This is a genomic window from Sorangium sp. So ce302, from assembly GCF_051530145.1.
GTDB lineage: Bacteria > Myxococcota_A > Polyangia > Polyangiales > Polyangiaceae > Sorangium > Sorangium cellulosum_B.
The window spans coordinates 2447176-2466202 of sequence record NZ_CP150326.1; the positions used below are offsets into that span (position 1 = coordinate 2447176).

General features: G+C 71.1%; 19 protein-coding genes. 10 read left to right on the forward strand and 9 right to left on the reverse strand.

Annotated elements, in window-relative coordinates:
- Positions 1-482: 482 nt before the first annotated feature.
- The 3 genes from WME73_RS09500 to WME73_RS09510 form a co-directional block, all read right to left on the reverse strand.
- A complete protein-coding gene (locus WME73_RS09500) occupies positions 483-1073 on the reverse strand; it encodes a hypothetical protein (protein ID WP_437551170.1) in 591 nt (196 codons plus the stop codon).
- Positions 1074-1117: 44 nt separating this feature from the next.
- A complete protein-coding gene (locus tag WME73_RS09505; protein WP_437915474.1) occupies positions 1118-2458 on the reverse strand; it encodes an AAA family ATPase in 1341 nt (446 codons plus the stop codon).
- A 352-nt stretch (positions 2459-2810) separates the two neighbouring features.
- The gene (locus tag WME73_RS09510; protein WP_437745153.1) at positions 2811-4193 is read right to left on the reverse strand and encodes a sigma-54-dependent transcriptional regulator; all 1383 of its coding nucleotides are present in this window, start codon (positions 4191-4193) and stop codon (positions 2811-2813) included.
- Positions 4194-4531: 338 nt separating this feature from the next.
- On the opposite strand from WME73_RS09510, the gene WME73_RS09515 reads away from it, so the two are divergent.
- From WME73_RS09515 to WME73_RS09530, 4 genes are all read left to right on the forward strand, one after another.
- Positions 4532-5662 (forward strand): hypothetical protein, encoded by a 1131-nt coding sequence (locus WME73_RS09515; protein WP_437915475.1) that lies wholly within the window; start codon positions 4532-4534, stop codon positions 5660-5662.
- A gap of 30 nt (positions 5663-5692) precedes the next feature.
- A complete protein-coding gene (locus WME73_RS09520; protein ID WP_437915476.1) occupies positions 5693-7081 on the forward strand; it encodes a metallopeptidase family protein in 1389 nt (462 codons plus the stop codon).
- A gap of 146 nt (positions 7082-7227) precedes the next feature.
- Positions 7228-7773: a hypothetical protein gene (locus WME73_RS09525; protein WP_437745156.1), complete on the forward strand. Its 546-nt coding sequence runs from the start codon at positions 7228-7230 to the stop codon at positions 7771-7773.
- A gap of 33 nt (positions 7774-7806) precedes the next feature.
- Positions 7807-8835 carry a peptidylprolyl isomerase gene (locus WME73_RS09530; protein WP_437745157.1) on the forward strand — a complete coding sequence of 343 codons (1029 nt, stop codon included), beginning with the start codon at positions 7807-7809 and terminating at the stop codon, positions 8833-8835.
- A gap of 86 nt (positions 8836-8921) precedes the next feature.
- Here WME73_RS09530 and WME73_RS09535 read toward each other — a convergent pair whose 3' ends face one another.
- Together WME73_RS09535 and WME73_RS09540 are read right to left on the reverse strand one after the other, a co-directional pair.
- Positions 8922-9728 (reverse strand): hypothetical protein, encoded by an 807-nt coding sequence (locus WME73_RS09535; RefSeq protein ID WP_437745158.1) that lies wholly within the window; start codon positions 9726-9728, stop codon positions 8922-8924.
- A gap of 336 nt (positions 9729-10064) precedes the next feature.
- Entirely contained in the window at positions 10065-10694 is a 630-nt protein-coding gene (locus tag WME73_RS09540; RefSeq protein WP_437745159.1) for a hypothetical protein, read from the reverse strand.
- Between the two features lie 111 nt (positions 10695-10805).
- Between WME73_RS09540 and WME73_RS09545 the strand changes: the two genes are divergently transcribed.
- Genes WME73_RS09545 through WME73_RS09555 form a run of 3 tightly spaced genes read left to right on the forward strand, consistent with a single transcriptional unit; the run spans position 10806 to position 12369 of the window.
- Entirely contained in the window at positions 10806-11099 is a 294-nt protein-coding gene (locus tag WME73_RS09545; RefSeq protein ID WP_437298751.1) for a 4a-hydroxytetrahydrobiopterin dehydratase, read from the forward strand.
- An 8-nt stretch (positions 11100-11107) separates the two neighbouring features.
- Entirely contained in the window at positions 11108-11953 is an 846-nt protein-coding gene (gene rnc, locus WME73_RS09550) for a ribonuclease III (RefSeq protein ID WP_437915477.1), read from the forward strand.
- Complete coding sequence (locus tag WME73_RS09555) at positions 11950-12369, forward strand: hypothetical protein (protein ID WP_437745161.1); 420 nt, start codon at positions 11950-11952, stop codon at positions 12367-12369. Before rnc ends, WME73_RS09555 begins: the two co-directional genes overlap by 4 nt.
- A gap of 77 nt (positions 12370-12446) precedes the next feature.
- Here WME73_RS09555 and WME73_RS09560 read toward each other — a convergent pair whose 3' ends face one another.
- Positions 12447-13544 (reverse strand): hypothetical protein, encoded by a 1098-nt coding sequence (locus tag WME73_RS09560; protein ID WP_437745162.1) that lies wholly within the window; start codon positions 13542-13544, stop codon positions 12447-12449.
- Between the two features lie 246 nt (positions 13545-13790).
- Here WME73_RS09560 and WME73_RS09565 point away from each other — a divergent pair, with 246 nt between their 5' ends.
- Both WME73_RS09565 and WME73_RS09570 read left to right on the forward strand, forming a co-directional pair.
- Positions 13791-14309 (forward strand): tRNA (cytidine(34)-2'-O)-methyltransferase, encoded by a 519-nt coding sequence (locus tag WME73_RS09565; protein ID WP_437915478.1) that lies wholly within the window; start codon positions 13791-13793, stop codon positions 14307-14309.
- Between the two features lie 128 nt (positions 14310-14437).
- Positions 14438-14947 (forward strand): hypothetical protein, encoded by a 510-nt coding sequence (locus tag WME73_RS09570; protein WP_437745164.1) that lies wholly within the window; start codon positions 14438-14440, stop codon positions 14945-14947.
- A 111-nt stretch (positions 14948-15058) separates the two neighbouring features.
- On the opposite strand, the gene WME73_RS09575 is transcribed toward WME73_RS09570, so the two are convergent.
- The 3 genes from WME73_RS09575 to WME73_RS09585 form a co-directional block, all read right to left on the reverse strand.
- Complete coding sequence (locus tag WME73_RS09575) at positions 15059-15565, reverse strand: CarD family transcriptional regulator (RefSeq protein ID WP_012234339.1); 507 nt, start codon at positions 15563-15565, stop codon at positions 15059-15061.
- A 631-nt stretch (positions 15566-16196) separates the two neighbouring features.
- Positions 16197-17132, reverse strand: a complete 936-nt coding sequence (locus WME73_RS09580) for a Ppx/GppA phosphatase family protein (protein ID WP_437745165.1) — start codon at positions 17130-17132, stop codon at positions 16197-16199.
- Between the two features lie 10 nt (positions 17133-17142).
- Positions 17143-17967, reverse strand: a complete 825-nt coding sequence (locus WME73_RS09585) for an OmpA family protein (protein WP_437298758.1) — start codon at positions 17965-17967, stop codon at positions 17143-17145.
- Between the two features lie 492 nt (positions 17968-18459).
- On the opposite strand from WME73_RS09585, the gene WME73_RS09590 reads away from it, so the two are divergent.
- Positions 18460-18837, forward strand: coding sequence for a hypothetical protein (locus WME73_RS09590; RefSeq protein ID WP_012234342.1), 378 nt, complete (start codon positions 18460-18462; stop codon positions 18835-18837).
- Positions 18838-19027: the final 190 nt, after the last annotated feature.

Here is a 19027-nt window from a genome sequence, read left to right on the forward strand (position 1 = left end):
TGGGACGTTTCGTCGCGCGCCACACAAGGCGCGCCTGAGACGTGGAGCCCTCCTGGACCTTATGGCACCTCGGTCGGTGCTCGCCGCGCCCACCCGCGCCCTGCCGCGCGGAGACCCCCTCCGGCGCTCGCGTCGTGCCAGAGCAAATCGCCGCGCGCTGGGTGAAGATGCGCGGGGTCCGGCCCCGCAGGCGGACCGGAAACGGTTACGGGGAGGCAGCTGGGAGCCCTCGAGGAACCGGACACGGTCTGGGGGAGGCAGCTGGGAGCCCTCGGCGAACCGGAAACGGTTAGGAGGAGGCAGCTGGGAGCCTTCGGCGAACCGGAAACGGTCGACAGTACCGCCTTACTTGATGGCACAGCGCCTTCTGAAGCCTGGCTGGCGATTTATGCGACAGGCTCTGGTGTGTCGTCTGCCGCTCCGGGGCAGACGCTGCTGGGCGAACATTTCTCCACGGCCGATTCTCACCGCGCGGCAAGCAGTCATGCGCTCGACGCTTCCTCTTGCGCGGAGCGCGGGGCACCGTCACTCGCCGCCGGCTCGGCGGTTGCTTGCTCCCGCTGCTTCCGCACCGCGCGCGCGATGAGGGGCGCCCAGTGCGCGAGGCCCTCCAGGCTGAGCTCTCCCTCGCAGTACATCCGGTACCACTCCTGCCGGACGGAGACGATCTCCTCGCCATGGCCGAGCTTGAGCCGCTTCAGCATGGTCTGCGCGCGATCACGGAGCTCGGGCGGGCAGCGATCGGTCAGCACCATCTGGCACGAGGGGAGGATCACCTCGAACCAGCCGTCTCCGACCTCGAATGGATCCAGCACCTGGTCGGAGCGGAGCGCGCTCTTGCTGCTGTTGATCCACGCCGCCGCGTAGCGGAAGTTGGCCCATTCGTACGCGAGGCTGGGATCTTCATCGCGCGAGATGAAGTGGTCAACGGTCCCCGGGGTCGAGAGCCACATCGCGGTGTAGCCGCACAAGCCCTTGAAAGCTGCCCGGAGGTCGCGCGCAGCGCGCCGCCAGTAGTCCGGCATCCTCTTGGCGCCGCCCTCGGCGAGCCACCGCTGGCCGGGCTGTCGCACTCTGACATCGAAGTCCGCGGGCTCAGGCGTGCGCTCGAACGGGATCATGCGCCCGCCCGCTCCCGGCGCACGATCCAGCGCGGCCAGAAGCGATCCTGATCCGGCAAGAGGCGCATGAGCTCCCGATGGATCTCCTCCTCGGTCCTGAGCCCGTCCGGCAGAGCGCTGGTCTCGCCGCGCATGAGCGCCTCTGCAGCCTCGATGGCCCGCTCCGCCTCGATCGAGCGCGCCTGCTCCAGGCCGAACACCGGGGACGTGAGCCACCCGATCGCGTCGCCGCGCTTCGCCCAGGGGAGCTCGCGCACGGTCACGTCAGTGCCGTTGAGCTCGAACACGAACAGCTTGTCCCTGGCCGGCTTGAAGTGCGGCTCCATCGACGCGAGCACGAGGGGCGAGTGCGTCGTCAGCAGCACCTGCGGGCGCATCGACGGGGAGAGCCCGCTCAGGGCACCGAGGAGCGCAGGGACGATGTGGCGTTGCCACCTGGGGTGCAGGTGCGTCTCGGGCTCCTCCATCAGCACGACGATGCGCTCCGAGGGCTGCCAGCCGATCAGGCGTGACGCCTGCACGTGCTCCGACCAGGACCACGCGATGAGGTAGGAGAGCGCGAGGATCCGCTTCATCCCGGCCGACGCGTGGATGATGGGGATCGTGCCGTACGGCAGCTCGACGGTCGGGAACTTGCGCACGTCGTCAAGGTAGAGCCGCACCGGCTTGCCGGGCTTCATCGTCTCCTCGGGATGAGAAAGCTGATCGAGCACGCGGCAGAGGAGCTCGAACGGGTGAGCCCCGTCGTTGTCCGCCGCCTCGAGCTGCCACGTCACCCAGTCCTGGACGAGCCCGTTGCAGACGGGTTTTCCCTCGTGAACGAGCCCGTCCCAGAGCTGTCTTTCCTCGAAGAGATAGGGCTGCGGATCGGGCGAAGGCGACGACGAGAGCCGGTACAGAGCGCTGCCCATCGAGGGAATATTTCGACAGGGATCCCAGACGGAGCACGCGCCATTCGTACGGACGTGGAGTACCGGGACCAGGCCGCGCACCCACGAAGATATGACCACCCCGGAAGGAGTATCGGTCCAGCTGCGGCCCATGTCGCGACCGAACCTGTCGCGCCACTGCTGAGCAACACGATCGTACTTGCTTTCGAACTGCTCGAACTCGGTGCCCGGCTTGGCTTCCCCGGAGATGCGTGCGCTCGCCTCCTTACCCGGCTGTGGCAGCACGGGCCGCTCCGTCCACGTTCCGGTGAGCGCCCACCAGGCGACCTCCAGCACGAAGCTCTTGCCGAGCCCGTTGTCTCCTGTGAGCACGTTCAGCCGCTCGCCGAGCCCCAAGGCGAGCTGGTCGGCCGGCCCCACGCCTTCCAAGTGCAGCGATCGCAGCATCTTGGTTCCGCGTACCACACCCGTCGCGGTCCAGGCCATGCGTCGTCCGTGCCGTCCCGCGTCTCCACTCCCGTAGCGCCGAGGGGAGGGTCTGCGCGGCGGCCGGGGGTGGGCGCGATCGAGCACCGACCGAGGTGCCATAAGGGTCCAGCGGGCTCGACGTCTCAGGCGCGCCTTGTGTGGCGCGCGACGAAACGTCCCAGGTGGCAAGGCCCGACGGGAGACATGCCGGGTGGTGGTCCATGCGCAAGCTCCACGCTCCCGCCTCGGCGGATGGTGAGCGCCCACCCCCGGCCGCCGCGCAGACCCTCCCCTCGGCGCGGCCCCCCGGCAGGGCCGCTTCCTCCCTTGCCTATTCGTCCTCCGCCTCCCCCTTGTCCCCCCGCAGCCCGAGCGCCTTGAACTTCTTGTACAGGTGGCTCCGCTCGAGCCCGAGCCCCCGGGCCGTCGCGGCCATCTGCCCTCCATGATGGCCGAGCGCCTCCTCCAGGATCGCCCGCTCCGCCTCCTCCGCGAGCACCCGGAACGGCACCCCCGGCCGGAAGAGCCCGCCCTTCATCGCGGCCTGCTGCCCTCCGAGGCAGACCTTCACGTCGCCCTCGTCGATCGCCTCGTCGGGCGTCAGGATCACCAGCCGCTCGATGATGTTGCGCAGCTCCCGCACGTTCCCCGGAAAGCTGTAGGCGACCAGCACGCTCATCCCGCCGTCCGTGAACGCCATCCCGGGCCGATCGTTCGCCTGCGTCGCGAGCGCGAGGAAATGCCGCGCGAGCAGCGGCACGTCCTCGCGCCGCGCGCGCAGCGGCGGCAGCGACAGCGGCAGCACGTTCAGCCGATCGTAGAGATCCGGCCGGAACTGCCCCTCCCGGCACGCCGCCTCGATGTCGCGGTTCGTCGCCGCCACCACGCGCACGTCGACCTTGATCGTCTCGTGCCCGCCCACGCGCTCGATCTCCCGCTCCTGGAGCACCCTGAGCAGCTTCGCCTGCATCGCGAGCGGCATGTCCCCGACCTCGTCGAGGAACAGCGTCCCGCCGCTCGCGCGCTCGAACTTGCCTCGCCGCTGCTTCGTCGCGCCCGTGAACGCGCCGGCCTCGTGCCCGAACATCTCGCTCTCGATGAGCTCGCTCGGGACCGCGGCGCAGTTCATCTTCTCGAGCGGCCCGCGCGCCCGCTTCGACGCGCCGTGGATCGCGCGCGCGACGAGCTCCTTGCCGGTGCCGCGCTCGCCCGTCACGAAGACCGTCGCGGTCGCCTTCGCCGCGCGCGCGATCTGCTCGCGCAGGTCGAGCATCGCCCGGCTCGCTCCGATGAGCTCGCCGACCTGGCCGGTCTGCGTCCGCAGCGCCTTCGCCTCGGCCTCGGCGCGGACGAGGCGCAGGGTGTTCTCGAGCACGAGCAGCAGCCGATCGGTCGAGAGCGGCTTCTCCAGGAAGTCGATCGCCCCGAGCCGCGTCGCGCGGACGGCGGCGTCGACCGTCGCGTGGCCGCTCATCATCACGACAGGCAGCTCCGAGCCCAGCGCGCGTATCCGCTGGAGCAGCTCCACGCCGTCACCGTCGGGCAGCGAGACGTCGAAGAGCGCGATGTCGTAGCTCCGCTTCGCGAGCTTCTCCTCTGCAACCCCGACGCCGCCGGCGACGTCGACCGTGTAGCCCTCGAGCGACAGGGCCTTCTGGAGAGTCGTCAAGATCGCCCGCTCGTCGTCGAGCACCAGCACATGTCCGCGCGGCATGTCTGCCACCGTAGCGCGGAACCGCCGCGGCCGATGCCCGCCGGCTGCGCGCCTGACGCTGGAGCGCGGAGCACCCGGCCGGAGCGCAGGCGCACTCCGCCGGAAGCCGTGCGTGAACGGGCGTGGAACGTGCGTGGAACGGCTGTGGAGTGCGTCGAGCGTGCGTCGGCGGCGGCAAGAATCCATGGCGGCGACCCGGCGCGCGAGGCAGCGTGTGGCGGCGCGTGCACCGCGCGCTCCGGGACCGGCGACGCCAGCGCCACCAGACCAGGTTCCGCGCCGCCGCGCGTGGAGAAAGGGGGATCCGGCTTGCGCGCGCTATGGTAGCTTGGCCCAGGATGTCTCCCGACGGTCTCGCGACGGCGGAAGGAGATCTGGAGCGGACGCCGTTCGCTCATCTTTTCGTCTATGCCGTCGAGCATCGGCTGACCGGCGCGCTCATCCTGGTGGAGCCCACGGGCGCCGAGCACACGCTGCGGATCGTCCGGGGGAACCCCGTGAAGATCCGTCCGAGCGACGGCTACGCCCGGTTCGGGGAGATCCTGCTCGAAGAGGGGGTGATCACCGCCGAGATCCTGGCGGAGGCGCTCGCGACAAGGGGCCTCCTGGGGGACGTGCTGCTGCTGTCGGGGTGCGTCGACGCCGCGACCATCGACTGGCTCGCCCAGGTTCAGTTCGTGCGGCGGATGGTGCGCCTGTTCGATCTGCCCCCGGAGACGAAGTACCGCTACTTCGACGGCCTCGACGCGCTGGCCGAGTGGGGGGGAGATCCCGCGAAGGTCGATCCCCTCGCGCTCCTATGGGCGGGGCTGCGCGAGCACGGCGAGCGCTCGACGCGCCTCCAGCGGACCCTGGAGCGGATCGGGGCCGTGCCCCTCCGCCTGCACCCCGCCCTCGAGCCCGGCCGCTTCGGTTTCCGCGAGGGCGAGCTCGCGGTGATCGAGGCGCTGGAGAGCTCCACGCCCACGCTCGCCGCGCTCCTCCGATCCGGGGTCGCGCCGGAGCCGATCGTGCGCAAGCTCATCTACGCCCTGGCGATCACCCGCTACCTCGATTTCGGGACAGGCGTGCCCGTGGGCGCGGAGCTCTCGTCCAGCGTGCCGCCCGCCAGCGCGGCGAGCCTGTCGCTCGGGCGCGTGCAGCTGCGCGCGACCGTCCATCGCGTGGGCGCGGCCGCGCCGGATCCGGCCGGCGACGGGGAGCGCGCGCCGGTGCTCGCTCCCCGTCGCCGCCGAGATCGCCCTTCCTCGGAGCCGTCGCCCGTCTCGACCGTCGCCGGCGCTTCACCGCTCAGCGGAGGCTCGCTCTCCGCGGCGGTGGCTGCCGAGCTCGCCAGCGCCGCCGGCCTCGACGTCGGCCGCGCGGCGAGCGAGCCGTCCGAGACCGACAGGGATCGTGAACCGTGGGGATCGCTCGCTCCGACCGACGAGGGCGCCGTCGGCGGTCCGCCGCGTCCCGAGGACCCCTGAGGCGAGCCACCCGCTATATAGGCCGCCGCGATGCCTGCGCCCGCGCGACGCCTGCTCCCCGCTCAGGTCCACCTCCCCTCCGGCGGCGTGGCGCGCCTGTCGGACGCCGCCGCGCGCGCTCGCGCTTCGTCCGTCTTCGGCGCTCCCGCAGGCCGCGGCGGCGGCGAGCGCGTATCCATCGGCAGGTGCGCGCTCGACGTGCAGGTCCTCGCGGGCCCGTCGGTCCTGGCCGACGCGCGCGGCGCGCCGCTGGATCCTCTCGGCCTCCCGCTCACCGACGCCCATGTCCTGCGCGCGCTCCTCGCGTCTGCTGGCATCGTGCCCGAGGAGCCAGGCGCCTACACCTGCGAGAACTGCAGCGCTCCGTTCGAGGTCGCTCCGTCGGGCCTGCTGGAGATCGGGCCGTTCACCGATGGCGAGCTCGACGATCCCGAGCTCGATCTCCCGTTCGACTTCGGCGTGTCGCACCCGATCCCGGCGCTGCGCGTGGGTCGCGCCGTCTGCCGCGCCGTGCGGCTCGTGGAGCGCACCGTCGAGGAAGCGATGCCGCTCCTCCGCCTGCCCGACGACGGCGTCCTGCGCGTCACGCCGTCGCTGGTGGTGGCCATGGGGATCGCGGCGCTCGGCCGCGAGCGCCGCGCGCCGGTGATCGCCGACGCGCTCGCCGGCGCTCCCGACGAGGCGTGGGCGGCGATCGTCGACCTCTACCACGAGGCGCGCTACCCCGCGCGGCTCCTCGCCGTCCACCGCTGCCCGGGCTGCGGCGCCCGCAACGATCTCGACGTGCCGCTCGAGCGGGAGCTCGCGCGCGCCCCGCTGCGCGCTCCCGGAGCGGACGCGGACGCGCTCGGGGAGCCCCGCTCGACGAGAGCAGGGACGAGGGCTCGGGCGAGCGCCTCGAGCGCCTTTCCGGATCTCGACGGCTTCGAGGCGCGCGTCCGCGCCGCGGCCGGGCGCATCTACGAGGCCCGCGGCGTGCGGAACATCGATCTCTTCATCGACGCAGGCGTGCCGGCCTGCGACGACGGAGGCGAGCCGTTGCTCGGCTGCTACACGCCCGGGACACCCGCGGATGCGCTCGGGATCGCCCATCCTCCGGAGATCCGGATCTTCTATCGGACGTTCCGGTCGGAAGCCCGCGAGGATCCCGGCTTCGACATCGACGCGGAGATCGAGGAGACGATCGACCACGAGGTGACACATCACCTGCACCATCTGGCGGGCAGCGATCCGCTCGACGACGAGGAGCGCGAGCAGATCGCGCGCGAGGAGCTGCGCCGGGTGGGCCACGCCGAGGCGGTGCGGCGCGCCCGGCGCGGCGCCCTGTCGGACGTCGCCGGCTTCGTGCGCGCGACGTGGCCGGCCTGGCTGATCGCGGCCGTCGGAACGGCCCTCGCGTGGTGCGCAGGCGGGCGCTGACGTCCAGCGCCGCGCGGGGCGAGCATGACCGTGCGCCCGCCGCTTTCTTCGAAGCGGGAGGATGAGCTGTCTATACTGCCGGGACAGCAAGAAGATGTGCCGGGGAATACCGGCTCCTCGAGCGCGCTGTGCTCTTGCCGAGGATCGTGAAGACGAAGAGCTCGCCGGCCCGCACGGCCGGGTCCACCAAAGCGCCACGTCCAGCCAAGCGGGGTGGCGGTGCGCAGAACCGCCGGGGAAGTCCGGATGCGGTCGAGAAGCGCCGGGCCGCGCGCCGGTTCAACGAGCTGCTCCTGGGCGGCGGCGGCCGCGCCGGAGACGGCCGTACCGAGCGCCGGCGCCGACGCCTGCTCGCCGAGCTGGCCGAGGGCGTCGCGCGGCGAGGCAAGCGTGCGCTCAAGCCGATCGACGTGCTGTCGCGCGTCGAGGAGCTCCTGGAGCTGGGCGAGCCGCTCGCCTCGATCCGCAAGGCGTACCCGCCCCCGCCCCCGGTCGAGGTGACCGCCGAGCTCGTGGAGGGCCTGAGGCACCTCCACCGCGCCTACGGTTTCTCCGCGGACGTGTACCGGTTCGTCGGGCTCGACGCGCACGCGCTGCGGAAGGCCGGGGTGCTGCGGGGCGGCGAGCGCGGAGGTGAACGCGGGGACGAGCGCGGCGTGTCCGCCGAGGCAGCGCGCCGAGGGGCAGCTTGACCTTGCCTGCCGGCGCGGGGATAACCCGCTCCGATGCCCGCGAGAACGCTGAAGCTCCACCTCGGCGCGGCCGCCATGGCGGTCGTGTGCGCGGCGTCGACCGGCCCGTCGCTCCGCGCTGAGGCCCAGCCAGCGGTCGCTGCGGACGCCCCGGTGGCGCGCGTCGGCGACGCGGCGATCACGGCGTCGGAGGTCGAGCGCAGGCTCGCGCAGGTCCCGCCGTTTCAGCTCCAGACCTTCGGGCGTACCCCGGAAGAGATCCGGAAGAACTTCGTCAACCAGGTCCTCGTGCGCGAGCTGCTCCTCGCCCAGGGGGCCGCCGCGCAGAAGCTGACGGAGCGCGCCGACGTGCAGGATCGCGTGCGCGGTGTCCTGCGCTCCGCGCTGCTGCAGCGGATCCAGGCGGAGGCGGCGGCGAGCTCCCCGGTGACGGACGAGGAGGTCCGCGCCTATTACGAGGCCCACCGCGACAGGTTCAGCTCGCCGGCGATGGTGGCGCTCTGGCGCATCCTCGTCGCGACGCGCGGGGAGGCCGAGGCGATCCTGGCCGAGCTGAAGAAGGACCCGTCACCCCAGCGTTTCAAGGAGATCGCGCGCGAGAAATCGCTCGACAAGGCGACGAGCATGCGCGGCGGCGATCTCGGCTTCGTGGCGTCCGATGGCACCACGTCCGAGCCGGGGCTGAAGGTCGACCCGGGGCTCCTCTCGGCTGCAGCCGGGGTGAAAGACGCGGAGCTCGTGCCCGAGCCCGTGCCTGAGGGCGATGGCTTTGCTGTGCTGTGGCGGCGCCAGAGCAGGAAACCCGTGAGCCGCTCGCTCGAGCAGGAGGCGCCGTCCATCCGTCAGATCCTCGCGCACGGCAAGGCCGAGGCGCAGGTGAAGCAGCTCCTCGATCGCCTGCGAGCGCAGGACGTCTCCGGTCACGCCCCCGAGCTCGTGGACCTCATCGACATCACCTCGACGGGGGATCTGCAGCCGAAGAGGCGCCCGGGCACCCTCGCGAGCGGTCGGCGTCCTGGCGCGCCTCCGCCCTCGCCCGTGCCGCGTCACGACATGCGCTGAGGCTGCCGGCGCGCACGGATGGGCGCTCGAGACCCGCGGGGGCAGCGCCGCCGAGGGCGACACCCCCGAGGGCGCTGAACGGCGTGTCAGCTGAAGGCGATGGCGAGCGCGATGGCGGCGAAGCCGGAGGCGATGGTGAGCGCGAGCGCGGCGATGCTCCCGGCGCGTCGAGCGCGCTCCGCCGCGTCGGGGTGGAGCGCGTAGACGCCCAGGAGCAGCGCCATGGACGCCTTGCCCGGTACCCGGAGCGAGGCGGAGAGGACCTGCTCGGCTCCCTTGGTGCCGCCCGTGATGAGCATGGCCAGCGCGCCGAGCGGGCCGGCCATGAGATCCCAGCCGCACGCGTAGAGCCCGAAGCGGAGCGCGCGCCGGCGCTCCGGCCGCGCGCCCTGGCGCCGTGCCCCGAGGTCGAGCGCGGCGCCGTGCAAGGTGTGCGCGAGCACCATCCACACGGTGACCGCCGGAACGCCGATCGCGAGCCACTGGAGGGCGCTCGCGCGTGCGGCCGGGTTGCGAGCCAGCTCCAGCGTAAGGCTCGGCAGCGCCAGCGCGACGAGGGGCAGGAGGGCGGCGATCATCGACAGGATCGCGAGCGTCTCCGCCAGCAGGGCGAAGCGCATGGCCGCGGGGAGCGCGCCGTCGGGGATCGTCGCGAAGAACGTCTCGGCTCCCAGCGTGGTCGCCCTCGAGGTGGCCCAGAGCCGCGACCAGACCCCGCCGATCGGGCGCTCCCACGGGACGATCGCGACGACCCCCGAGCCCTCGTCGCTCGCCGCGGAGCACCCGGCGCAGTCGGGCTGTCCGCAGCACGCGCAGAGCACCGCCGCGGGGACATCGAACGTCTCGTCGTCCCGCGAGAGCTCACGGCGTCCGCTGGCAGATCGCTTGGCCATTGCGCACCTTCGAGCAGCGGACAAAGGCCACTCCCATCAAGGTTACGTCGCACGGGCGAGCCTGTCGACCCGAGATACCACCGGCCACGCGCTTGGCGCGTTCCCTCCGCCAGCTTCCAGCTTCCCGCGCCGCGTGGTTCCGGCGCGTCCTCCTGGCTCCGATCGGCGTCGGCGTTGCGTTGGCGCGCGCGCAGGGCGTCTTATCGCGGAAGACGGCCATCGATTGACCTGGCGACCTGGCGACCTGGCGACCTGGCGACCTGGCGACCTGGCGACCTGGCGACGTCGGAACACCGGTCGTCATCGGTCAACGCGCGGGGCGTGCGCGCTGCGTGCTCAGTGCAGCACCTCGTTGCCCCGCCGCCGCTGCCCCGTGGGGAGGTCGTCGATCCTTCCGCCGAAGAACGCCGCGGTGAACAGCGCGAGCAGCGCGATCGCCCCGGTCGCGTAGAGCCCGTAGCCCCACGTGAAGCGGACGGGACGGAGCAGCGTGCTGCCCGGCGTGAACATCAGGCGCATCGCGACGGTGACGAGGGCGACCGCGGCGAGGAAAGCGACGGCCACGCGGGCGCCGCGCATCTTGTGGATCGACCTCCGGGTCAGCGCGAGCGGGATCATCACGAAGAACGCGACCGCCGGGGCCCACATCCAGCCGAGCCGTCGCGCGAGCCCGAAGCCGCTGAGGTCGCGGAGCTCGGGGGCCGTCTCGTGGATCCACGGCGCGAAGAACGCCGCGAGCCCGAGGAGCGCGAGCGCAAGCAGGGCGCCCCGGCCGCGCCCGGCGTAGGTCCACGGGAGCGGTTCCATGTGCGGCGGGAGCGGCTCGTCAGGCTCTTCTTGGAGCGCGTCGTACGAGGGGGGAAGCTTCGCGAGCGCCTCCAGCCGGAGGCCGCAGGCGGGGCACGTGGACGCCTCTTTCGCCTCGAACATCTCCCGGCAGAAGGGGCAGGCGTGAAGCCCGGTCATCGAGGCGGGAGGATAGCGCACGACGAACGGCGCGCGCGGGGGACGCCGCGCGGGGCGGGGGACGCATTCCGGGGTTCCACCGGGGCGGGGCTTAGCCCATAGTTGCGTCCCATGGGCAAGCGTGATCGGCTCTCGGACGATGAGATCGCCGGGTTCGTCGCTGCTCACCCGGGCTGGGTGCGAGCGGGCGAGCAGATCGAGCGGAGCTACTCGTTTCCGGATTATGGCACCGGCGTTGGCTTCGTGATGCAGATCGCCCTCCTGGCCGAGCGGCGCGATCATCACCCGGAGATCGCGCTGTCGTGGGGCAAGGTGCGGGTCGCGTGGTCCACGCATGACGCTGGCGGTCTGACCGCGCTCGACCTGGAGCTGGCAGAGCTGACCGACCGCTTGAGCGCGGGCTGACGCTGCGCGTGGGCAAGGTGCTGGGGATGCTCCCGAGCGAGCTGCTGCAACGTCTGGATCTGGGGCTGGAGGGGGACCTGCCGCACCTCGAGGAGGCGCTGACGCATCCGAGCTTCTCGAACGAGCAGCGAGGTGGCCGGCGCGTGGACAACCAGCGCCTCGAGTTCCTGGGGGACGCCGTGCTCGGCCTGTGCGTGACGGAGCTCCTCATGGAGCGCTTTCCGGGGGCGAGGGAGGGGGAGCTCTCGATGATGCGCTCGGCCCTGGTCAACACGGACGCGCTGGCGGCGTGGGCGCGAGGGATCGAGCTCGGCGCGGCGCTCCGGGTCGGGCGCGGCGCGGAGGTCGCCGGGGAGCGCGACCAGACGAACGTGCTCGCCGACGCCACCGAGGCGCTCGTCGCGGCTCTGTACCTCGATCGCGGCTTCGAGAGCGCGCGGGCGCTGAGCCGGAAGATCGCCGCGAGCCCGCTCGCGCAGCTCGCGAGCGGCAGCCTGCTCGGGCGTGACGCGAAGAGCGAGCTGCAGGAGCGCGTGCAGGCGCGCGGCGCTGCGTCGCCGCGCTACCGCCTGATGGGCACGGAGGGGCCCGATCACGACCGCGCGTTTCTCGTCGCCGTCGAGGTCGATGGCCAGGTCATCGGCACCGGCCGGGGCCGGTCGAAGAAGCTTGCGGAGCAGGCGGCCGCGCGCGCCGCGCTCCTTTCGTGCGCCGCGCCGGAGCCCTCGGCCGCAGCATCCGATGGACGGGCAGCCGCCGAGGCCCTGCAAGGTGCGCCCGAGGGCAGGGGGGGCCCGCCATCCGGCGAGGTGTCCTCCGAGCAAACCGTGAACGACCGAGGACCCAGTCGATGATCCGTCACCTGATGCTTGCTTTCACCTTCGCGCTCTGCTCGCTCTTCGTCGCGCTGCCGGCCTGGGCCGGGAGCTACCTGGACAGGGCGAGCCTGCTGCTCGACGAGGCGCGCAGGGAGGGCGACATGCTCCTGCCGCGGACCCATGACAAGGAGCTCGTCATGGTGGTGCATGCGCTCGCGGAAGCGCGCGCCCGGGTGGCGAGCAAGATGGAGTGCCCCAGCTCCGTCTCCAAGGCGCACCCGCACCTCCTGCTCGTGCTCGAGAACAGCGAGCGCGCCGCCGACGCGGCGGCTCAGGGCAACTTCAAGAAGTTCATGGAGCACCTCACCGTGGCGCGGAACGAGGACCGCGCATTCCGTGCGCTCCTCACCGAGCTCGGCTACGCGCTGCCCGATCTGAGCTCGAAGCGCTGAGGAGCGCAGCGAGCCGCGCCCGCTCGAAGCGGGTCTGCGCCGGAGGGCTCCTGCGAGCGTCCCCGGCGCAGCGGGTCTCAGAACATCGCGCCGAGATCGATCCCGAGGGTCCACTGCGACCCGAGCCCGGCGAACTTGTTCTCGCCGTCGATCTCGTTCGCCGCGCCCTGGTTCGCGTCCTCTGGGCTCACGATGTCGGTGATGAAGTGCGCGCCGAGCTTGACCATCTGGAACCGCAGCTGCGCGCCGAAATGGAGCCGGTGGCGGTTCATGCGCACGGCGTCGAACACCACGGTGTTGTTGAAGTCGGCCTGGGAGCCGCCATCGCACACCGGCTGGCCGTCGTGCGGGAGCGGGTTGCCGTCCTGCCCCTGCACCGGGTTGGCAGGCGAGTTCACCCCTCGGAAGTTGCAGAAGTTCACGGCGTCGGTGTTCGGGGTGAGATCGATGAGCCCCGAGTCTCCGAAGATCCGGAGCCACTGGTAGCCGGCGTAGGGGGTGATCACAACCGTGCCGGCGATCGGCAGGGGCTTCGAGATCACTGCGTCGGCGCCGGCCACGGTCAGCTGGAACTCCTCGGTCCCGGTGACGCTCCGGACGCTACCGCCGACGGCGAGCTCCGGGAGGATCGCGGGGAGCCCTCGGCGGAACCCCTCGAACAGCGACCAGCGCACGTCGGCGCCCGCGCTGACGAGGCTGGTGTTGGCGAGGAACCCGACGGCGCCGGTGAGCTCGAACCCGAACGGAAAACCCTTGCGGACCTTGAGGGAGTAGTGCTGCAGGAAGGAGTCCGGGCTCCGGTTCTCGATGGAGAAGTTCTTGCTGGTCGGATCCTGCGGCCCCTGCGTGCCCTGCTTCCAATAATCGGCGTCGCTGTCAATCTTCGTGTAGTTGGCCTCGATGCCGATCTCGAACCCGCCGTAGCCCGTGGTCCGCGCCGAGTGCATCGCCGACGGCGCCACCGCGAAGCCGTACTGCGCGATGAGCTTGGCGAACCCAGCGTCGTCGGTCAGGCAGCGTTGATAACGGGAAGCGGGGTTGTAGTAGAGGCCACCCTCCGGCCCCGTGATGCGGCAGGGCACGGCGGCGCCGCCGAGGCTCGGCTCCGGGTCGCGCACGAGCCGCGCGAGCGCCGGATCCATGGCGTCGGCGGCCGCGAGCGAGGACGACGCCACTCCTGCGAGGGCAATAGCCGAAGCGATCCAGCACGATGCGCGCATTCCGTGTCTCCGAGGCGGGAGGCTACGTGTCCGCTCGTACAGCCGTCAAGCGAACAGAGGGGCCTCCGTCCGTTCGGTTCGCGTTTTCCGCGCGACCGCGTGGGCCGGCTATCTGTCGAGGCGGCGCTGGCGAGCCAGGCCGCGCGCGCGATCCCCCGCTCGGGGGTTGCGGCGCGCGGTCGCGTCGCGGAAAGAGAGGGCGTGCTCAAAGATGGTCGCCCCCGGCTCCGTGCGGCGCCGCTCGATCCGCCGTTCCGGATCGTGCTGGTGGAGCCGGAGATCCCGCAGAACACAGGCAACATCGCGCGGCTCGCCGCTGCGACGCAGAGCCCCTTGCATCTGCTCGGGAGGCTGGGGTTCCGCATCGACGAGCGGAGTGTCCGCCGCGCGGGGCTTGACTACTGGCACCTGGTCACGCTCGAGCAGCAGCTCGACATCGCCCACTTTCGCCACCATCACCCGAACGCTCGGCTCCGCCTCTTCAGCGCGGTGGCTCCGCGGAGCTACCTCGACGCGGACTTCCGGCCTGGCGACGCGCTGGTGTTCGGCAAGGAGAGCGTAGGCCTCGACCCCGAGCTCCTCGCACGGATGCCGGACGACGTCTTCGGCATTCCCACGCTGGGTCCCGTGCGCTCCCTCAACCTGGCCAACGCGGTGTCCATCGTCCTGTACGAGGCGCTCCGCCAGGTGGGCGCGCTCGCCAGCGCCGCGCCGGGGTGACGGCGCGTGCGCGTAGGCGCGCGCAACATCCGGTAAGAGCGCGATCCGCCGCGACGTCACCCTGGGGCCGGCGGCCGCGCGCCGTGGACGTCGGCGACGCGTCGTTCTAAAGAGAAGGCCGCATGGTCATGCACCGGCAACCCGCGCGACAGGACGCCCGACGGCCGGGCGCGCGCCTCGTGCGTGCCGGCGTGGCGGTCGCGCTCTCGGTCGCGGCGCTCGCCTCCGCCGGATGCAGCAGGCGGCCTCCGAGCGGCACGCCCGACGGCGCCGTCCGGGAGCTGGTCGCTCGCCTGCGCCAGCTGCACGGCGACCCGGCTGACGCCAAGGCTGCCTTCGAGCTCCTGTCGCGCCGCGCTCGGGACAACCTCGCGTCGCGCGCGCAGCGCTACAGCGCCGCGACCGGCAAGGCGATCGCGCCCGAGGCGATGATCACGCCGTCCCGCTTCCTCTTGCGCTTCGAGCCGCAGCGCTACACCGCCCAGATCGCCGGCGCCCACGCCCTCGTGGACATCGCCGGCCTGCTCCCGGGAGAGCGCGTCCAGGTGCCCTGCGTCTACGAGGACGCGGGGTGGCGCGTCGATGTGGCGCTGCCCCCGCTCCCTCCCGTGCAGAAGCGACCGGGCAGCGATCTCTGAACGCGCCCGGACCGATGGTGCACGGAATTCCCGGCCCACAAAAGCCCGGAGGCCGGCAGTGCCGGCCTCCATCGGCAGCGGCCGCAAGGCCGCTAACCATGAGGTAACGCCTTAGTTGGCGAGAAAGATCGCCTCGATCTCGGTCTTCACCTGCTCTTCCGTCTGACCTCGGGCGATCGCGATCTCCTTCACGATCAGCGTCCGGGCGGTGTCGAGCATGCGGCGCTCACCGAACGAGAGCTGCTTGTCCGTCTTCAAGCGATAGAGGTCGCGTAGCACCTCGGCGACGTCGTAAATAGAACCCGTCTTGATCTTGTCCATGAAGCCGCGGTACCGACGGTTCCAGGTCTGGTTGTCGAACGCGATGGTACGCTCGCGGAGGATGTCGAAAATTTCTCGAATTTCCTGTTCAGAGATGACCTGGCGAAGGCCGACCGCGCTCGCGTTGCTGACTGGAACCATGATCTTTCGATCCGTGTCCAAGATGCGGAGAACATAGAATCGCTGACGGTTGCCAGCGATGTCCTTCTCCTCGATGTTGACCACCTCGGCCACGCCTTGGGCCGGGTAGACGGCTTTGTCGCCCACCTTGAACTGGATCTCCGAACGAGCCTGCATATCGTCTCCTTTGCCTTCCACCCCGCCGTCCTTTTAGTTTTTCGTCTGCCTCCCGAAATCCCTTCGAGGGGCGTACGCTGCACATGCGGTTGAACCTGGACCCGCAGAACCGACACACACCGTCACGCATTCCGAGAAAAATTTCGAGAAAAGAGCCATGAGCCGCCGCTCGAGACCGCTGTGCGAGAAGCAGGAACGCGAGCACCCTCCATGACCCGCGAGAGGTCGGTGCTCTGGCGTGCACGGCGGAATCTTGACAAACGGCGGTTGAAGCGGACGGTTGCGGGCGGAAGGGATTGAGGTTGGGGGAACGGCCCTCTTGAAAAAGGGCCGGTTTGCGCCAGGCGCGCGCACTCTAGTGAGCCGGCCGAGATAGGTCAACGAAAATCCCCGTGGTTGAGCCATCGTGGCGTGATCACTCTGGTTTTTCCTCGGGGTCGGGCGGGGTGACAGTGTGTGCCGATGGAGGCATCGGCGTAGGTGCGCGCCGGCTCACCCGCCTAGTTTAGGGCAGAGCGGGCCTCTCCGGGAGAGGTGGCGGACCTGACCTGGGTGGGATGACTCGAAAATGTGACGGACGCGACGGACCTGGGGCACTGAGTCCGTCCAGCCTTCAAACGAGCCGGGGTGCTCAGGCGGCGCTGAGGCGTTCGGCGAGCCCCCAGCGGACGCCGCGATCCGAAGCGACGAGATCGACCGGAGCTCCGGCGAACCTCGAGGCCCACGCGAGGATCTCCTCGATGAGCACGCTGCCCGCCACGATGACGTCCGCGCGCGCTGGATCCAGCGCGCGCAGCTGCCTGCGCGCGGCGAGCGGCAGGGAGGCGAGGCGGGACGTGATGTCCACGATCTCTGCCCCGGATACCCGCGCGCCATGCACGCGGGCGCCGTCGTAGGGGGCCACGTCGCGCACGAGCGCGGCGAGGGTCGTCACCGTGCCCGCGACGCCGACGAGGGTGGGCGCCGCGAGCTGGGGCACGGCTGGAAGCGTCGCCAGCGCCGCCCGGACGTCGGCGCGGACGGCCTCGAGGTCTGCGGCGGCCGGCGGATCCGTGCGCACGTGACGCTCGGTCAGGCGGACGCTCCCCACGTCGAGGCTCACCGCCTGCTCCACCGCGCCGCCGGCGCTGCCGACGATGATCTCCGTGCTACCGCCGCCCACGTCGACCACGATCGTGGGACCGCGGGCCGGCAGGTCGAGCCCCGTCAGCGCGCCGGCGTACGTGAGCGCCGCCTCCTCCGGCCCGGAGATCACGCGCGGCGCGACGCCGATGAGCTCGCGGGCGCGGGCGATGAACGCCTCGCCGCCGGCGGCGTCGCGCATCGCGCTGGTGCCGACGGCGTCCACACGCTCGACCCCCCGGGACCGGAGCTCCTCCCCGTAGCGGGCGAGGCAGGCGAGCGTGCGCTCCACGGCCTCGGGCGCGAGCGCGCGCGCCGCGTCGACCCCCTGGCCGAGCCGGGTGATGGTCGCGCGCTCGACGAGCGCGACGAGCTCACCCCCGCGGCGCTCGGCGATGAGCAGGAGGACCGAGTTCGTGCCGATGTCGATGGCCGCGACGCTCATGCCCCGAGCCTTACTGGGTGAGCGTCTTCAGGTCGAGCATCTCCTCGACGTTCGGCAGCACCACGAGCTCGCAGCGCCGGTTGGCCTGCTTGTTCTCCGGGGTGTCGTTGGGCTTCACCGGGTCGGTGTCGCCGTACCCGGAGGCGCTCCACCGCTCGGGCTTGAGGCCGCCGCCGGCCTTGTCCTCGGGCTGGAGCAGGAACGCCAGCACCTCGCGGGCGCGCATCACGCTGAGCCCCCAGTTGTCCTTGAAGCGGCCGCCGGCGAGCGGCGCGTTGTCCGTATGCCCGGCGACCTGGAAGGAGCGCGCCGACAGGCCGGAGTCGTTGCGGATGACCTCGGCCACCTTGAGCAGGATCTCCTGACCCTCCTTCTTGAGCGTCTCCCGTCCCGAGTCGAAGAGGACGTCGCCGGGCAGCTGGATGACCATCCGGTTGTTGCGGACGGTCACGCTGAGCCCGAGCTTGGTGAGGGCCTGGAGCTTGTCCCGCAGGACCTCGAAGCGCTTCTTGATGTCCTCGAGCTGCTGGGCACGGCGGCGGAAATCCTCGAGCGCGCGCGCCTGCTGCTCGAGGTTCGCGTTCAGGTTGGAGATGTCCACGCCTGCTGCCTTGAGCTGGGACTTGAGCTGCTCGATCCGGGCCGCCGCCTCGTCGAGCTCGCTCTTGGCCTTCTTGTTCTGCGCCTGCTCGGCGCTCAGCTGGGTCTTCAGGCCCTCGATCTCGCGGATCTTCGCCTGCATCTCCTCCTCCGAGTAGCCGCACCCGAGCGCCCCCGAGCCCGCAAGGAGCGTTGCGCCAAGCAACAACCACGACGTCGAGCGACGAACCAACATACCTTTCCTCCTAGAGCAGCCTAGAGCAGCGCGGCGCTCGGCCATGAGGGGCGCCGCGCAGGCGGCGCGACCGTAGCGAGGCGAATGGCGCCGCACAAGGCTCTCTAGAGCCTGCGCAACGCTGGACCTCCGTGCGACCATGAGCACACCGGCGCCGTTTGCCGCGCCGTGCAGGCGCGCGATCGCCAGGAAGGAGCGCAACGGGGCAAGACAGACATTCAATAATTTGTCAATGAAAATCAATCGTACGGTTCGGTCTGGTTGCTTTCACCACGGCCTGCTCCGACGTTTACCCTCGCAACGCTTGCGGACCAGTTTGCCTGGAACACACGGGATACATCAGTTTAGGGCCTGCAAGATTTTCCTTGACCATCACCATGCGTGGCAATATACGTCGTGCAACATCTGTTGCCTCGGTAAGGAAACTGTAGCGGAGAGGACGTTCGGCGATGTCCGCCGTGCCGTGCCGGGGCGAATGCAGGAGGATTTCCAATGGCTGCTAAGAAGACCGCGAAGAAGCCTGCGAAGAAGGTGACGAAGTCGGCCAAGAAGCCGGCCGCCGCGAAGGCCGGGAAGGTCGCGAAGAAGCCGGCGCGGAAGGCAGCGAAGAAGGCCGCCCCGAAGCGCGCCGCCGCCAAGAAGACCCCGAAGCGCGCCGCCGCCAAGAAGCCGGCCGCGAAGAAGGCCGCTCCGAAGCGCAAGGCGAAGGCCGCCGGCAAGCGGGCGGCTGCGCCGAAGAAGGCGGCTGCTCCTCGAGGACGCGCCGCCGCCAAGCGCGCGCCGGCCAAGGGCGCGAGCACCCGCGGCGCGCGCAAGAGCACGCCGGCGCCTGCTCCTGCGAGCACCGGCCCGTCCGACGAGTCGGAATAAGGCGACACGGCACGGGAGCGCCTCGGGTCTTCCAACAGAACGAGGCGCAGCGAGCCGACCCGCCGGTTGCGACCAGATAATCCGTCTTACAAGACCATCGGGGGGTGAGGACGCCGCGGATCCGGACGCGCGGGTCCAGCCCGGAGGCGCGCGCGGGTGGACGATGTCCCCGCGGCTGCGCCGCCGCCTG

What these genes read in the sequence shown, in the direction of transcription:
- WME73_RS09570 (WP_437745164.1), top strand. Translation starts at nt 14,438, where the DNA reads ATGCACCGGCAACCCGCGCGACAGGACGCCCGACGGCCGGGCGCGCGC.
- WME73_RS09510 (WP_437745153.1), bottom strand. Translation starts at nt 4,193, where the DNA reads ATGCCGCGCGGACATGTGCTGGTGCTCGACGACGAGCGGGCGATCTTG.
- WME73_RS09555 (WP_437745161.1), top strand. Translation starts at nt 11,950, where the DNA reads ATGATCCGTCACCTGATGCTTGCTTTCACCTTCGCGCTCTGCTCGCTC.
- WME73_RS09520 (WP_437915476.1), top strand. Translation starts at nt 5,693, where the DNA reads ATGCCTGCGCCCGCGCGACGCCTGCTCCCCGCTCAGGTCCACCTCCCC.
- WME73_RS09535 (WP_437745158.1), bottom strand. Translation starts at nt 9,728, where the DNA reads ATGGCCAAGCGATCTGCCAGCGGACGCCGTGAGCTCTCGCGGGACGAC.
- WME73_RS09505 (WP_437915474.1), bottom strand. Translation starts at nt 2,458, where the DNA reads ATGCTGCGATCGCTGCACTTGGAAGGCGTGGGGCCGGCCGACCAGCTC.
- WME73_RS09585 (WP_437298758.1), bottom strand. Translation starts at nt 17,967, where the DNA reads ATGTTGGTTCGTCGCTCGACGTCGTGGTTGTTGCTTGGCGCAACGCTC.
- WME73_RS09540 (WP_437745159.1), bottom strand. Translation starts at nt 10,694, where the DNA reads ATGACCGGGCTTCACGCCTGCCCCTTCTGCCGGGAGATGTTCGAGGCG.
- WME73_RS09590 (WP_012234342.1), top strand. Translation starts at nt 18,460, where the DNA reads ATGGCTGCTAAGAAGACCGCGAAGAAGCCTGCGAAGAAGGTGACGAAG.
- WME73_RS09545 (WP_437298751.1), top strand. Translation starts at nt 10,806, where the DNA reads ATGGGCAAGCGTGATCGGCTCTCGGACGATGAGATCGCCGGGTTCGTC.
- WME73_RS09575 (WP_012234339.1), bottom strand. Translation starts at nt 15,565, where the DNA reads ATGCAGGCTCGTTCGGAGATCCAGTTCAAGGTGGGCGACAAAGCCGTC.
- WME73_RS09530 (WP_437745157.1), top strand. Translation starts at nt 7,807, where the DNA reads ATGCCCGCGAGAACGCTGAAGCTCCACCTCGGCGCGGCCGCCATGGCG.
- WME73_RS09580 (WP_437745165.1), bottom strand. Translation starts at nt 17,132, where the DNA reads ATGAGCGTCGCGGCCATCGACATCGGCACGAACTCGGTCCTCCTGCTC.
- WME73_RS09515 (WP_437915475.1), top strand. Translation starts at nt 4,532, where the DNA reads ATGTCTCCCGACGGTCTCGCGACGGCGGAAGGAGATCTGGAGCGGACG.